The following is a 15541-nucleotide window of genomic DNA, read 5'->3' on the forward strand; positions in this document are numbered from 1 at the left end:
CAATCATCTCTCTGATTGGGTTCTTTAAATCCACTCCATATGAAGGGCTAATCCAAGCAATATCAACAGTGATAAAAGAATAAGATCTACTGGAGACGGGAAGATCAAGGTCCGTACAGTCTGGAAAATCGTAATCGGAACGATGAACTGGCCTGCGATTACTTTGAACTGCTTTACCCATGGTGACATATTGTAGTAATTAATTTTTCTGCGCATACAAATTCTCCTAACCTGATGGTTCATGCTAACAAGATATGTGCATTTACCCAAATTTGTGATTCTTGTGAATAAAGGGCAGGAAAATTGGAGAAGATGATTGACGTAAAATGATAAGATTGTATACAATAATACATATATCTTTTATTTAAAAAATCAACATACATTGACAGGGAAGAGTAAAGCAGAAAGCTGTTTTTAGAGAGAGAAATCATGTGCTGAAAGATTTCTTAAACTAGCTCGCTTGAAGGTCGCCCTTGAGTAATTCTCTTGAAAACTTGCAGTAGAGAGAATCGGCATGAACGCCGTTATCCCATTTGAGAGCATAGGCTTATTTTTGCCTATGAAAAAAGGTGGCACCGCGAAATCAACTCCTTTCGTCCTTTTATTGGATGATTGGAGTTTTTTATTCTGTCTAGCTCCAGCGCCTAACTCCTCGGTCAGAACGGATCTGCCTGTCGGAGCTGAACAAGGCGCTTGCGCTTTTCTAATTTCATCACCGGTTTATTTTTAAGGAGGAAGAAAAATGGAGAACAATGAACAAACACTCTCTACAAAATATGATCCGCAGGCAATCGAGCGTGACCGCTATGAGTTCTGGCTGAAGGGCAAATACTTTGAAGCGACCAATGACCAGGAAAAACAGCCTTATACTATCGTTATTCCGCCGCCTAACGTTACGGGCAAGCTTCATCTTGGGCACGCGTGGGACACAACGCTTCAAGACATTGTAACCCGCATGAAAAGAATGCAGGGCTATGACGTACTATGGCTTCCGGGCATGGACCATGCAGGAATTGCCACTCAGGCAAAAGTAGAAGGCAAGCTGCGCGAGGAAGGCAAATCACGCTATGATCTTGGACGGGAAAAATTCGTTGAAGAAACATGGAAGTGGAAAGAAGAGTATGCATCTCATATTCGTACTCAATGGTCTAAACTTGGGCTTGGACTTGATTACTCCAGAGAGCGTTTTACTTTAGATGAAGGTTTATCAAAAGCGGTAAATGAAGTATTTGTATCTCTGTATAAAAAGGGACTTATTTACCGCGGTGAATATATTATCAACTGGGATCCACAAACGAAAACGGCTTTATCGGACATTGAAGTTATCTACAAAGATGTTCAAGGCGCTTTTTACCATATGCGCTATCCTCTTTCTGACGGATCAGGACATATTGAAATCGCTACAACCCGTCCCGAAACAATGCTAGGCGATACAGCAGTTGCCGTTCATCCGGAAGATGACCGCTACAAGCATTTGATCGGAAAAACAGTTGTTCTTCCAATCGTTGGCCGCGAGATTCCGATTGTCGGCGACGACTATGTGGATATGGAATTTGGATCAGGGGCAGTTAAAATTACGCCTGCACATGATCCGAATGATTTTGAAATCGGAAACCGCCACGACTTAGAACGTGTTCTTGTTATGAATGAAGACGGAACAATGAATGCTAACGCAGGAAAATACAATGGTCTTGACCGTTTTGACTGCCGCAGGCAAATCGTAAAAGACCTTCAAGATTTGGATGTTTTATTCAAAATTGAAGAGCATCTTCATTCTGTAGGGCACAGTGAACGAAACGGCGCAGTTGTTGAACCATATCTTTCAACACAATGGTTTGTTAAAATGCAGCCGCTTGCTAATGCAGCAATCGAGCTTCAAGGCAAAGAAGAGAAAGTAAACTTTGTGCCAAACCGATTTGAAAATACGTATATGCGCTGGATGGAAAATATCCGTGACTGGTGTATTTCAAGACAGCTTTGGTGGGGACACAGAATTCCGGCGTGGTATAACAAAGAAACAGGTGAGGTTCATGTCGATCACTCACCGCCTGCAGATATTGAAAACTGGGAGCAGGATACAGATGTTCTTGATACGTGGTTCAGTTCTGCGCTATGGCCGTTCTCGACAATGGGCTGGCCTGACACAGAATCGATCGATTATCAGCGCTTCTATCCGACAGACGTGCTTGTAACAGGATACGATATTATCTTCTTCTGGGTTTCACGCATGATTTTCCAGGGTCTTGAATTTACAGGTCAGCGTCCATTTAAAGATGTGCTGATTCACGGGCTTGTACGAGATGAGCAAGGCCGCAAAATGAGTAAATCTCTTGGAAACGGCGTTGATCCAATGGAAGTAATCGAGAAATATGGCGCAGATTCATTGCGCTACTTCCTGTCTACAGGAAGCTCTCCGGGCCAGGACTTGCGTTTCAGCTATGAAAAGGTAGAAGCGACTTGGAACTTTGCAAATAAGATCTGGAATGCTTCACGCTTTGCTTTAATGAACATGGATGGCCTGAAATATGAAGAGATCGATATCAGCGGAGAAAAATCAGTAGCGGACAAATGGATTCTTACTCGATTAAACGAAACAATTGAGCATGTGACCAAGCTTGCTGATAAATATGAATTCGGTGAAGTAGGCCGCCTGCTTTATAACTTCATCTGGGATGATTTCTGTGACTGGTATATCGAAATGGCGAAGCTTCCGCTATATGGGGACAATGAAGAAGCAAAGAAAACAACTCGTTCCATTCTTGCATATGTGCTTGATAACACAATGAGACTTCTTCACCCATTCATGCCTTTCATTACCGAGGAAATATGGCAGAACCTTCCTCACAACGGAGAATCCATTACAATTGCAAAATGGCCTGAAGTGAACGCTTCATTAACGGACGAAAAAGCTGCTGCAGATATGAAATTGCTTGTTGAAGTAATCCGTTCTGTAAGAAATGTCCGAGCCGAGGTAAATACTCCGATGAGCAAGCAGATTCCAATGATGATTAAAGCGAAAAATGCGGATGTTGGTCAGCAGCTTGATGATAACCGTGCATACATTGAGCGTTTCTGCAGCACAAGCAGCCTTTCAATCAGCACGGATGCAGAATCAGGCGAAAAAGCGATGACTTCTGTCGTAACGGGTGCTGAGCTTATTTTCCCGCTTGAAGGCTTAATCAATATTGATGAAGAAATCTCACGTCTTCAAAAAGAGCTTGATAAATTGAATAAAGAAGTCGAACGTGTTCAAAAGAAACTGAGCAACGAAGGCTTTGTGAAAAAAGCCCCTGAAAAAGTAATTGAGGAAGAACGTGCGAAAGAAAGCGATTATGTAGAGAAAAGAGAAGCTGTTCTTTCTAGAATCAGTGAATTAAAAGGGTAAGCTTTTTAATAGGCTCGGGTTGTGATCGGCAGAATCACACCCGAGTTTTCATGTAAATAGAGAGAAAAGGGGCAGATGCTTATGTTTCAAACTTACGAGGAAGCGGTAGATTGGATCCATTCGCGTCTCAGATTCGGCATTAAACCCGGATTAAAGCGGATGACCTGGATGATGGAAAAATTAAATAATCCCCATAAACAAATTCGCGTAGTTCATGTTGCAGGTACAAATGGCAAGGGGTCAACCATTGCATATATGCGCAATGTTCTTCAAGAAGCAGGGTACACGACAGGAACGTTTACCTCTCCGTTCCTGGAAACATTCAACGAAAGAATCAGCATGAACGGCAAACCTATATCTGATGAAGAAATGCTGTTTTTAGTTAATATGATTAGGCCTCTTGCAGATGAACTTGAAGACACGGAGCTTGGCGGACCGACCGAATTTGAAGTAATCACAGCCATGGCTTTCTATTATTTTGGAAGACATGAAAAAACAGATATTCTGCTGCTGGAAACAGGTCTTGGCGGCACATATGATTCAACCAATATTGCAGATCCGATCTTAACAATGATTACAAGCATCGGTTATGATCACATGAATATTCTCGGCAATACAATAGAAGAAATCGCCCTTGAAAAAGCGGGAATCATCAAGGAGGGCATTCCTATGCTGACATCTGTTACAGATAAACGGGCATTAAATGTAATAAAGCAAAAGGCAAAGGACATGAACTCTGCCCTTTACCATGATACGTTTCCGGTTTTGACTCATCAGCCCCTTCCCAGGGGAGAGAGATTCGAAATGAAAACGCCGTTCAGCTATTATAAAAACCTTGAAATATCGATGCGCGGAGAGCATCAAGTTCAGAATGCGGCTCTTGCAGTGATGGCACTTGATTATCTGCGTTCGAAGGAATTATTTCATATTGATGAGCAGCATGTAATTAAAGGACTTTTGCAGACCAGCTGGAACGGCAGATTTGAACAGCTATCAGAGTATCCAGCTGTCATTGTGGACGGGGCTCATAATAAAGAGGGCGCAGAGAGCCTGACTGCTGCGATGAAGCGTCATTATCACGGCAAAAAGATTCATATTCTCTTTTCGGCTTTAAAAGATAAGGAATACACTCCGATGATTGATATTCTCTCATCTATTGCGGATAGGATGTATTTTACGACTTTTGATTTTCCAAGAGCTGCTCCTGCTGAAGAGCTTTTTCAGGCATGCAGACATGGAAAAAAGGATTTTGAAGATGACTGGAAAGCTGCTTTTCTAAAAATGATGGAAGCAGGCGAAGCAAAAGATGTTTTCCTAGTGACCGGTTCTCTTTACTTCATCTCAGAAGTTAGGCCTTTTTGTCGAAATTTCTTATCGAAAGATTAGGTTGATAGTCCTAATAATAAATGACAGATATCTGAATTTTTGTTAAAATATAAAAATAATATTTTTAAAGATAGAGAGAGGGGGGAACAGTACATGGAAAAAAATCTTAAGATTGTATTATGGGTGTCGTGGGCCATTCTATTTCCGGCAGCTTTATGTGCAGCTTATTATTTTTGGCCGCCGATGATAGCGGGAAATGAACTGGCTATTGCAACATTCCTGTTATTAATGTGTATTGTTTCCATCTTTCCTATTATCGTGAACGAAACTCCTGTTTTTTTCGCTCAGGGTGTTTCAATTTCAGTCTTCCTGCTTTTCGGGCCATTTGTTGAAATTATTCTAATGCAGGTTTCCCTTACTGTTCTTCTTATCAAGCTTCGCGTAGGTTTAAGAGAAATCCACCGCTATCCTACAAATTCATTGATGTTTCTAATCGTCTCTGTTGCAGGGGCTGCTGTCTATTATGCCATTGGCGGAATACATGGACAAACAGATATCACTCTTGAGTTCTTATCTAAAGTTATCATATATGCGTTCACAATTTGCCTGACAAATCACTTTTTTCTTCAGCATGTGATCAGAGGCTTTTTCTATAAAAACAAAGAAAAATTCTTTTCAAAGGATTTTTTATGGGAGATTTTTACGACGCTCATGTTCCTGCCGGTGGGAATAATGCTGTACATATTATATGCAGATTTAGGTTTAGAAGCTCTGTTCTATGTGGGAATACCGTTCGTCGGAATCTCCTTTATCCTGCTCCTTCTGTCCAATAGCCAGCGATTGAATTCTTATCTACAGCAAGCAAGTGAGATTGGGCATCAGCTTACAGAAAGACTGGAAGTAAAAGAAGTATTGGATGTCTATATTGACAAACTGACCTCCATGATCAATGCTGATTATGCTTATATCATTGATGTCGTGAATGACTACGAGCTCAAAGTTATCAGAAAGCTTGAAAATGGACAGATTTTAACTGGTACGAAAGAAACGCTCTCTGTCCATCATGGAATCAGCGGATTAGTGTATGCAAAAAAGAAAAGCGTTCTTTACAAAAAAAGGGAACATTGGGCAAAGCTTGAGAAAACGCTGCTGCCTGAAACCATTGAAAGCATGATTGGCGTCCCGATTGTCAGAAACCAAAAAGTCGTAGGCATTGTCGTTCTTGCCTCTAACAAAAAACGGTCCTACGACCATTCACAGCTGATGATTGTTGATTTGTTAACTGCCTATCTCGGCGTTGCGATTGACAATGCAAGAAGCTATGAGGAGACGAAAAAACAAAGTGAACGCTGTGCGCTCACAGGTCTCTATAACTATCGGTACATGGAGAAGCTGCTTGAATCGGAGTATATGAAACTTGGCAGCTATCAGCTTAATCATTTATCTCTCATTCTGCTGGACATTGACCACTTCAAAAAAGTAAATGATACGTACGGTCATCAGGCGGGAAATGAAATCCTGATTGCACTCTCAGACCGGCTTGTAAAGTTTATTGGAGACCGGGGCACCGTTGCGCGGTATGGCGGTGAAGAATTCGTCATTCTCCTCCCAAATGTGGACAAGATGGCATGCTTTGCCTTCGCTGAAGGAATTCGAAAAACCATTGCAAACCGGCCATTCATGATTGACCAGGACATTCAAACCTTCGGCAAGCGACATTCCATCTCAATCACTGCAAGCATAGGATACGCAACTGCTCCTTATGATGCAGAGGGACCGCTTGACCTTATCAGACATGCAGACCGTGCCATGTACATTGGAGCCAAACAGGCAGGACGGAACCGTGTAGCGGAATATGTGAAATAAAAAACCAGCATCCTTTTGGGCAATGTCATTAAGTTAAGCCCAGAGACAACACCGGGAATAAAATGGAATCCGAAACGGCATGGGAAAAAGCCCTGTGCCGTTTGTTTTTTTGTGCAAGCAAGGAAAAAGCGTACAGCAAACAAAGCGGATGGAATATCCGCTTAAAAAATGTTCATGGGAACCGAATTATGCTACTCTGTAGACGAAGCTACCGTTATACGGACAAGTAATAGATAAATTTGGTGTTACATGGCAGGTTTCAACACAGTCAGCTCAATAGTGAGAGTATCCCAAAGTATATGTTTTGAGGTTGAACAAAGTGAGGAAAAGAAAGGGCCATCCCGCAAAGAATGGCCTTAAAACTTGCCGTTATAAAGAGCGCGGAGAACCGTATCACAAATAGTGGTAAAGCGGAGAGTGGCAGTTAGTGTTGATTTAAGGATATAATATAGTCAGATTATATAGATTCAGAGATGCGTGAGGAAGTTTCCCCCCCCCCATTATTCAGGTAGTGCTTTCTCATTTTATTAAAGACGAATAAGTGGCTTATATAATGGAGACGATCGGTTCTGTGGCATGTGTGAAAAGGGTGTTTCGCCCATCAAAAGGAGGCCAAGATGAACGAAACAGCATTAGAGCTTCAGTTATTTGAGAACTTAAAGCCTGAGTTAACATCGTTCTGTTACCGAATGCTAGGATCCATCGATGACGCAGACGATGCTGTTCAGGAAACCTTTATTCGTGTTTGGCAAAGTTGGCATTCATTCAGGCAGGATTCCTCATTCAAAACATGGGTTTATCGTATTGCATCAAACTTATGCCTGGACAAGCTAAGACAAGCCAAACGCCGCACGCGTCCCGTTGACCTATCCGACCCAGCGGTACTCATCGTCGAACTCCGCGAAAAGTTTCCTGACTCAGCTTGGATTGGCCTGCCCCTGATTTCTCGGGGAGTCCGGAAGATATTTTCATTCGCAAAGATACCCTTGAACTCTGTTTTATTACACTCTTACAGATCTTACCCCCCCGTCAACGTGCGGTTCTTATTTTGAAGGATGTATTCGAATGGTCCTCCAAACAGATCGCAGAAACTTTAGGAATATCGCCGGCAGCGGTTAACAGCGCCCTGCAAAGAGCCAGAGAAACGATGGACCGAGCGAAACTTCATTCTAACGAGTTTAGCATGATGGATGTCGAACCTGATCGTGAGCTGCTATCACGGTATGTGGAAGCCTTCGAACAATTTGATATCAATGCGCTGGTAGCGTTGTTTCATGAGGAAGGCCGTCTGTCAATGCCGCCTTTCGCAATGTGGGTACGCGGCAAAGACGATTTGTTCAAGTTTTTTGCGCTTACACGCTGGCATTGTGAGGGATCCCGGTTTTTGCCGATTACGGCGAATGGGGGTTATCCTGCTTTCGCACAGTATGTGCCAAGCGGTGAAGACTCCTACTTGGTACCCTGGGGTATTCACATTATTGAAATAAAGGACAAGCAAATATACCACGTCCAAAATTTCATTAATACAAAATTATTTTCCCGATTTGGGCTTCCTGCACAAATACACCGATGAATATCGTAATCTAATTTCGTCTAAATAAATGAGAAACAAAATTACGATTATCAAAGATAGAAAGGATGATAGTTCATGCGTAAAATCATTCTATTCATTCACAGTACTTTTAATGGAGTTGTCACTGGCGACCCAAGCGAGGACAAAACCAACTGGGGGGTCTGGAGAAATAGCGCCGGCATTGAGGAAGGTTCTCAGTATCTATTAAATATTTTCGAGACAGCTGATACCATTTTGCTTGGCCGCGGAACCTACGAAGACCTCTCTAGAAAGTGGCCGACTATTCGAGGGTCCAAACGGGACGATGGAGGTTCAAGCCTGGGTGATAAGATAAACAACGCCCACAAACTAGTTGTAACAAGCGCCCGCCCGCTCGACAAGCTAAAATGGGGAGAATTTGAAGCTCCAAAACAATTGACCGGCAGTAATATAGAAGAGCAAATTAAGGACCTAAAAAATGGTGACGGTGGCGACATTGTTATTTTCGGTAGTCCAACGCTCGTGCGATCACTTGCAAACGCAAATCTTATTGACGAATATCAGATAGTCATGCACCCGGTTGTGGTCAACGTAGGTGAGCATTTGTTTGACAATCTTAAGGAGCAGAAGGAATTCCATCTCGTGGACGTCAAAACACTTAAGGTTGGTTCCCTCTTGGTAACCTACAGACCCGCTAAAGCTTAGCTCAACCGGGCAGATCATTACTATCAACACAAACAGCTACCCAGTTGATAAAGTGCAATGGACCGTCTGTTAACACAGCACGCCGAAAGGCAGCTCACCTTGACTACCTACGAAGGAACCTTTGATCAAAAACACGAACATACGCCCAGTGAGTGATCGCGCATGCTATGAAAAAGATTGATGTTATGTTGTCGCAAGCTTTAGCCTTTAGGCATAGTCGTATCCAAAATGGCCAGGAAGCACATATAGTTAACCCTTCAACGTGTTCAACTAATGATTCGGGGATGGTTTTGGCACTATATAGGTCGAAGACGTCCTGCCAAGTTTTAATGGTTCGCATGTAATCCCTCCTAAAAAAAAATGACCCCCTCGAAAAGCAATGTCATTAAGTTAAAATGGAATCCGAAACGGCATGGGAAAAAGCCCTGTGCCGTTTGTTTTTTTTTGCAAGCAAGGAAAAAGCGTACAGCAAACAAAGCGGATGGAATATCCGCTTAAAAAATGTTCATGGGAACCGAATTATGATACTCTGTAGACGAAGCTAACAGATGATTTCGAGTGGATTTTGCGAATCAGCGCTTCAACGTCGGGCGGGGGCACATTGCCTCGTGAGCGCAGGAAATGTCTACATACGTGAACGGCAACCGTGAAGTTGACTTGGTAGGGGTGCCGTTTATCCATTTGGGAAATGACGACGTGCGAGGTCATCCTTTCAGCGAAATTGTACATGATCATTCTTGCGAAAATCTCTTGGGTGATGGACTCCCGTCTCTTTGCATGAAAACTCGTCAGACCTACGGTGTATTTTAATGCCCTGAAAGAGGTTTCAATGCCCCATCGCATGTTATAAATGGACTTGATTTCATCGGGTGGGAATTCAGCGGTAGAAAGATTCGTAATGACGGTTTCATAAGCGCCATTTGGCAGGACGAAACGAACAACCCGAAAAGAAATCGGGTAAAATAAGTTATCCTGCAAATCCAAAAAATCAAAGGTAGAAGTAGAAGGGACAAACTTGTAAATCTCGGGATGAGCCTTGACCTCTTTGGTTTGTTTTTTGGTGAGTGTCAGATGAACGTTAATATCAAACTCTCTGCTAGCAGGTAAACGCAAGCCCGAAAGAATGCCATTGGAATCCAGATCCTTTACCCGTATGACGTAGTTCCACCCTTTGCGTTCAATATGCGCGAAATTGTTGTAACTTTCATAGCCTCTATCGGCAGTAACAATGGCTTTGCCCTTCATCGGGGAACGATCAACCATAGCCGCCAGCGCCCTTCCCTCGTTGCATAGCCTTCGCGGCTGTACAATGGCATCGACGTAAAGTCTGTTGCAGAGGTCATAGGCTGCGTTCAAATGCAGAAGATTATAGCCTTTCGTGTCCGGCTGACTTTGAAAATAGGAGTCCGTGTCCGTAGAATCCGTTGCGATATGCAAATCCGAACCATCAACGGCAAGCAATCGATACCCTCGGTAGTCCTTGATATTCGTATACGATTGTGTAAATTTGTGAAACAAGAATTCTACAGCAGACGGCAGGATTTTATTGCGCTGCTGTACAAAAGCAGAAGTGGTTGCGGTGTTTACGTCATAACCCTGCGATTCCAGGAGTTCCTTATAGAGGCTGTTGCCCCCCATGGAGATCAGGAGTTGCATAACCGTTTCAAAGGGCAGCTTTTTCTTCCGGGTAAAATCTTTTTCAGGGTTTTTGACATAAGGTGCTGGTGCGGCTGCCATTTCTCGTATGAGGGATGTCAGCGTTTCTTTTAGCTTATTGGCGTACTCATTCATTGGCGAAACCTCCTCGTTTTTTCAAGGGGCTTCGCCACACATTCCCATCCGCTTGTCAAGTTCTTTTTTCGTTTCCATGCAAAAAAAGAGCGGGCTATCTTTTCGATAACCTGCTCTTTTTTCTTGATTTTTTGGCCCTGTGCCTTAACTTAATGACATTGTCCTTTTGGGTGCTGGTTTTTGGTTTGTTCAATTTTTTGATCGATTGTTTCTACACTTTGGGGGATGTAGGATAAGACCTTCCTTAAATTCAATTTGCCAGGCGTGAATTTAGTGCTAAATCATTTTGATTTTTAGAGAAATACAAACTTCCAATATGATTTTAGTTGCCGGGTCACGTATGTATTCCCACTCTCCCATAACCAGCCCTTTTTTGGTTCTGTACTGAATTCATTATTATTTGCTGCAAGCATACTGCTGTCCGTCACGCACACATAACTTTTAGTTTTTTGTTTTCAAGTTCAGTTCAGATATTGCAGGTAATCTCCATTGTTGAAAATATCGTGGAAAATGAAGTGATTTCAAGAGAAGGAATCACGAAACCGCTGGAAAAGGAAATTCATTAACAGAATCGATGAAAGATCATTGGTTTTTTCCGCCTCTTGTGACCCGTATGATCGCAATAGGAGAAGAATCGGGTTTACTTAATGAAATGTATTCTAAAATGGCCGATTTTTGTGAAGGCGAAGCCGAACAGGCAGCAGATAGATTAAAATCTCTGATCGAACCGCTAATAATTGTTTTCTTGCAGGAATTGTAGGATGAGTAGTGACTTTCATCTAGTACTAATAAATGTTTGGTATATTCAACAATAATAATTAAATCTCAACAAAAAATTAACAATTTAACCCAATTTTACATGCTATAATGACTATGTTTTATATAAAGGGATATATTGCTAATTTACTAGTTAAAGGAGAGAAAGATATGTTTAAAAAGGTGTTAAAGAACGAACGAGGATTAACCCTGATCGAGCTTATTGCGGTTGTTGTTATTTTGGGGATTATCGCTGCTATTGCTGTGCCTGGTATTGGGAATGTAATACAAAATTCGTGCGAAGATGCAGGTAAAGCTGAAGCTGCAAATATATTAAATGTTGCAAGACTATTTTCTTCTACTGAAGAAGTTCCAGCTGATGGAATCGTAGAAGATGGTGACCTGGGAGGTAATTTGGAAAACGTAAATTTCATAGTGGATTTTTCTGTAAAAGCAAATTTAAATCCAATGACTTTATCAGGTAATGCAAATGTAAATGACGGAACAATTACATTTACTAACAGTACATTAGAAGCTATTAGTAACCTTGATGATTTAGATAATCCACCTAATAAAATTTCTGTATCTGAATAATTTTGGAATAATAAAAATGGCTAATATTTTTTTATTCTTCTACGGTCTCCTACTAGGATCCTTCTTCAACGTAGTCGGTCTCCGTATACCAAATAAAGAATCCATTGCTGCGCCCCGTTCAGCTTGTCCGGGGTGTCATCATACTTTAACAGCAGGTGAGCTTATTCCTGTTATTTCTTATCTTTTACAGGGCGGAAAATGCCGGAAGTGCAGGATGCGGATATCTCCGCTTTATCCGTTTGTGGAGCTGAAGACGGCAATTCTTTTTGCGATATCACCTCTGCTGGCGGGATGGTCAAAAGATTTGGTTATTGCATTAACTCTGATCTCTCTGTTCATGATAATTTTCGTTTCGGATATGAAATATATGATTATTCCGGATAAAGTTCTTTTGTTTTTTGCCGGGTTGTTTGTTATAGAGAGGATTTTCATTCCGCTGACACCATGGTGGAATCCGCTGATTGGCGCTGCTGCCGGTTTCATTTTGCTTTATGGAATCGCCATATTGAGTAAAGGGAAGGGTATGGGAGGAGGAGATATTAAACTGTTTGCAGTACTTGGTCTTGCAATCGGCTGGAAGCTCGTTCTGCTATCCTTCTTTTTATCTTGTGTTGTTGGTTCCATCATTGGTGTACTTGCGATTATGACGGGTAAAGTGAAGCGTAAGCAGCCGATTCCTTTTGGTCCGTCAATTATGGTTGGAACCATCGCAGCTTATTTTTATGGGCAAGAGCTGCTTCAGTGGTATTTCAAAATAATCGGTTATTAAGCTTGGAGGTAAAGTAATGGGTATATGTTCATTTTTGTTCAGTAAAAACAGATAATTTCACGATTAAGGATAAGGTTATCCGGTAGTTGAAATGAATCAGGCAAGTCCTTTTATACCCCAGTTTTTGCAGGAGCGTTTTCTGCTGGAAGGGCTTATTCGGGACGGTGTCATTCAGGATTTTGAGACTCTATCACTGATTTTGGATGAATACGTTCAGGAATGGGTCAATAAAGAGGAAAGGCAGCTTTACTGCCCGGATCCATTTGTCGTAATCCGCAGACTTTCGGTGTAAGGAGACTTGAAGGATAATGAAATAAGAGGACATCTATATATAACTGAAGGAGAAAAAACAGAGAAAGTCTGAGTCGATGGAGTGCGTGAAAGTGATTCTGGGGAACAAAGAATCCCATTTATCCTTTTGATTGCAGCTGTCCTTTTACTTGTTGCCTGTATGCAGGCGCCTATTATTTAGTAATCAAACAGACACTGGTTTCTTCAAGAAAAATGCAGCAAATTCAGTTTTCACTATTAACAAGCGGCAAGACTTCGACAGAAAGCAAGCCTGGTGTAAATTCTGTAGAATTACAGCGAATGGTCCCGGTGTCCCCTATGGTGGAGCAGCTCAGCTGCTTCTTGTGCCTGTCCGTTTTTGATGCTTCCGGCTGGTTTCTGCAGCAGGTTCAACGGAAGCAACAGGCGGCAGCAAAGCGTCTTCACTTTTGGCAAATGTCACATTCTGTATCCTGCTGTTTGACACGCTTTCTGCTTTTTTCCAAGTCAAGAATGCAGGTTTCAGCTTTTTATGCAGATGGCTTGCAGGATCTGAAGGAGGAAACGCCAAAGGTCGCTGCTCCACAGCCAGGCAATAAATTTAACCCTCTTACTCAGTCACTTGTAAGTGAGGATGACGAATAGGGTGATTATTTGACGAAAACCTTTCTGAATAAGACGACAAATGTCTTGTTCTTTTTTTATTTTCGTGTGCTAGCATGGAATTCAGATATGAGAATCGTTTCAGATGGGCGGTGTTAAATTGGACAAGCAGCGGGCAAATGCTATTAAGATCAAGATCAATGGGGAAGAACGCAAACTGAAAAGTGTGAAACAGCCGAAAAAGAAGACGGACGAAAAAGACCAAGAAGGGGTCTCTTTGGATTTTCCTGTTCTGAGCTGGGATGAGAAAGTAATGGCTGAAAAAGAAGTAGCGGCTTCCAATGCCAAGAAAAAGGATGATTTTTCCTGGGTTTTGCCTGAGGACGACGGTGAGGTGTTTCAGGATGATCCAAAAGTAGTCGCTCCTAAAAAAACATCATCTAAAGGGAAGGGCTCACCTTACTTCGGCACTGGCAAAAAGAATCCATTAAGCTCCTATCCATTTAAGCAATACGCGGTTACCATCATACTGGCGATTGTGCTTGGTGTGAGCTTTGGATTCGTTGCATTGAATTTTATTTCAAATGAGGATTTGCCGGCAACACTTCAGCAGGCCGGCGCAGGCGCTGAGTCAGGCCAAGCGGAGGCTCCAGCCGATTCAAAAGACGAAGCGACAGGTTCTGGTGAATCTTCTGCTGACATTCAGCTGTACTTCACGCAAATTGGAAAATTTTCATCTAAGGAAGGTGCAGACACAACAGCGGCTGACATGAAAAGCAAGGGGTTTCCCGCTATAGCAGTTGAGGAAGACGGCTCATACTTTGTGTATGGCGGAGTCGGAAATGCAAAACAGGAAACAGATGGTTTGAGCAATGTTTACCAAACCAGTGACATCGAACCGTGGAGCGGGAAAAGTGCTGTATTTTCAATGAAAACGAATGAAGACGCAAGTGCCCTTATCAATCATTTTAAATCATTGGTAACATTATCTTCATCAGCAGTCACAGGCCAGGCAGATGATATTGACACGAAATCTGATGCAATCCTGACAGACCTGAACAAACTAAAACTGAAAGATGAGAATCTTCTTGCCGTCAAAAAAGATTTAACAGATATATCCATGCTTCTTAAAGAAGATGGTAGCGAAAAAACAGGGTGGGCTGCACAGCAAAAGCTTATGGATCTCTTAGTTTCATTAAAATGAAGGTTGTCCTCATGAGGGCAATTTTTTTTGTTTTTTAGAAACGGACCAACCCGAAAATTTGATTTTTCCTATTTGTGTATCCTTGCAGGGTTTGCTACGATACGAATGTATCTCCCTTTTAAACCGAATGAAAGGATGTTGAAGGATGCAGCAGAACCTTATTTTGGCATCAGGTTCTCCGCGCAGAAAAGAACTGCTTGAGAATGTACATGTGCCTTTTAAAGTTGTAATCAGTGATGTGGAAGAAGTTGTGAATCCATTGCTCACGCCTTCTGACATTGTGATGTCGCTTGCAGAACAAAAAGCTGCAGCAGTTGCAGAGCGTTTCAAGGAATCGTTTGTTCTTGGAGCAGACACAGTTGTTGTCTATAATGATGAAATTTTAGGCAAGCCGGCCAATGCAGAAGAAGCAAAGCAGATGCTTGCTAAATTATCAGGCAATACCCACCAGGTCTTAACTGGGGTTGCCATTTTATTTCAAGAAGAGAAAATTGTGTTTTATGAACAGACAGATGTAACCTTCTGGCCAATTTCAGCTGAAGAGATTGAAGATTACATTGATACAGAAGAGCCGATGGATAAAGCTGGATCATATGGAATTCAAGGGCTTGGTTCGTTATTTGTAAAAGAAATAAAAGGCGACTACTTTTCCGTTGTCGGATTGCCTGTCGCACGTACCGTCAGAGAGCTGAAGAAGGCAGGGTTTTCACTTAAATAAAA

At 42.1% G+C, this 15541-nt stretch carries 14 protein-coding genes, 1 pseudogene and 1 other annotated feature; of the genes and pseudogenes, 12 read left to right on the plus strand and 3 right to left on the minus strand.

What is annotated here, in order from left to right; genetic code table 11:
- Positions 1-24: 24 nt before the first annotated feature.
- Positions 25-216, minus strand: a complete 192-nt coding sequence (locus QFZ72_RS08690; protein ID WP_252201756.1) for a hypothetical protein — start codon at positions 214-216, stop codon at positions 25-27.
- Positions 217-373: 157 nt separating this feature from the next.
- Positions 374-604: a binding site (T-box leader), on the plus strand.
- 138 nt (positions 605-742) lie between these two features.
- On the opposite strand from QFZ72_RS08690, the gene QFZ72_RS08695 reads away from it, so the two are divergent.
- From QFZ72_RS08695 to QFZ72_RS08720, 6 genes are all read left to right on the plus strand, one after another.
- Complete coding sequence (locus tag QFZ72_RS08695; RefSeq protein WP_307431943.1) at positions 743-3385, plus strand: valine--tRNA ligase; 2643 nt, start codon at positions 743-745, stop codon at positions 3383-3385.
- 81 nt (positions 3386-3466) lie between these two features.
- Entirely contained in the window at positions 3467-4771 is a 1305-nt protein-coding gene (locus tag QFZ72_RS08700) for a bifunctional folylpolyglutamate synthase/dihydrofolate synthase (protein WP_307431946.1), read from the plus strand.
- Between the two features lie 93 nt (positions 4772-4864).
- Entirely contained in the window at positions 4865-6577 is a 1713-nt protein-coding gene (locus QFZ72_RS08705; RefSeq protein WP_307431950.1) for a sensor domain-containing diguanylate cyclase, read from the plus strand.
- 617 nt (positions 6578-7194) lie between these two features.
- The gene (locus QFZ72_RS08710; protein WP_307431953.1) at positions 7195-7629 is read left to right on the plus strand and encodes a sigma-70 family RNA polymerase sigma factor; all 435 of its coding nucleotides are present in this window, start codon (positions 7195-7197) and stop codon (positions 7627-7629) included.
- A complete protein-coding gene (locus tag QFZ72_RS08715; RefSeq protein ID WP_307431955.1) occupies positions 7626-8150 on the plus strand; it encodes a sigma factor-like helix-turn-helix DNA-binding protein in 525 nt (174 codons plus the stop codon). Before QFZ72_RS08710 ends, QFZ72_RS08715 begins: the two co-directional genes overlap by 4 nt.
- Positions 8151-8225: 75 nt before the next feature.
- Positions 8226-8834: a dihydrofolate reductase family protein gene (locus tag QFZ72_RS08720; RefSeq protein ID WP_056634466.1), complete on the plus strand. Its 609-nt coding sequence runs from the start codon at positions 8226-8228 to the stop codon at positions 8832-8834.
- Between the two features lie 519 nt (positions 8835-9353).
- Here QFZ72_RS08720 and QFZ72_RS08725 read toward each other — a convergent pair.
- Entirely contained in the window at positions 9354-10625 is a 1272-nt protein-coding gene (locus tag QFZ72_RS08725; protein ID WP_307431958.1) for an IS4 family transposase, read from the minus strand.
- A gap of 437 nt (positions 10626-11062) precedes the next feature.
- On the opposite strand from QFZ72_RS08725, the pseudogene QFZ72_RS29430 reads away from it, so the two are divergent.
- From QFZ72_RS29430 to QFZ72_RS08745, 4 genes and pseudogenes are all read left to right on the plus strand, one after another.
- A pseudogene (locus QFZ72_RS29430) lies at positions 11063-11385 on the plus strand (type II secretion system F family protein); the annotation flags it as partial.
- Positions 11386-11552: 167 nt separating this feature from the next.
- Positions 11553-11975, plus strand: coding sequence for a type IV pilin protein (locus tag QFZ72_RS08735; protein ID WP_307431965.1), 423 nt, complete (start codon positions 11553-11555; stop codon positions 11973-11975).
- A 16-nt stretch (positions 11976-11991) separates the two neighbouring features.
- The gene (locus tag QFZ72_RS08740) at positions 11992-12744 is read left to right on the plus strand and encodes a prepilin peptidase (RefSeq protein WP_307431967.1); all 753 of its coding nucleotides are present in this window, start codon (positions 11992-11994) and stop codon (positions 12742-12744) included.
- A 91-nt stretch (positions 12745-12835) separates the two neighbouring features.
- Positions 12836-13036 (plus strand): hypothetical protein, encoded by a 201-nt coding sequence (locus QFZ72_RS08745; RefSeq protein WP_307431971.1) that lies wholly within the window; start codon positions 12836-12838, stop codon positions 13034-13036.
- A gap of 330 nt (positions 13037-13366) precedes the next feature.
- Here the strand turns inward: QFZ72_RS08745 and QFZ72_RS08750 are convergent, their stop codons facing one another.
- A complete protein-coding gene (locus tag QFZ72_RS08750) occupies positions 13367-13585 on the minus strand; it encodes a hypothetical protein (protein WP_307431974.1) in 219 nt (72 codons plus the stop codon).
- A 177-nt stretch (positions 13586-13762) separates the two neighbouring features.
- On the opposite strand from QFZ72_RS08750, the gene QFZ72_RS08755 reads away from it, so the two are divergent.
- A complete protein-coding gene (locus QFZ72_RS08755) occupies positions 13763-14821 on the plus strand; it encodes a hypothetical protein (protein ID WP_307431977.1) in 1059 nt (352 codons plus the stop codon).
- A gap of 145 nt (positions 14822-14966) precedes the next feature.
- Positions 14967-15539, plus strand: coding sequence for a Maf family protein (locus QFZ72_RS08760; protein WP_307431980.1), 573 nt, complete (start codon positions 14967-14969; stop codon positions 15537-15539).
- Positions 15540-15541 lie beyond the last annotated feature (2 nt).

Source organism: Bacillus sp. V2I10 (genome assembly GCF_030817055.1).
In the GTDB taxonomy this organism is placed as follows: domain Bacteria; phylum Bacillota; class Bacilli; order Bacillales; family Bacillaceae; genus Bacillus_P.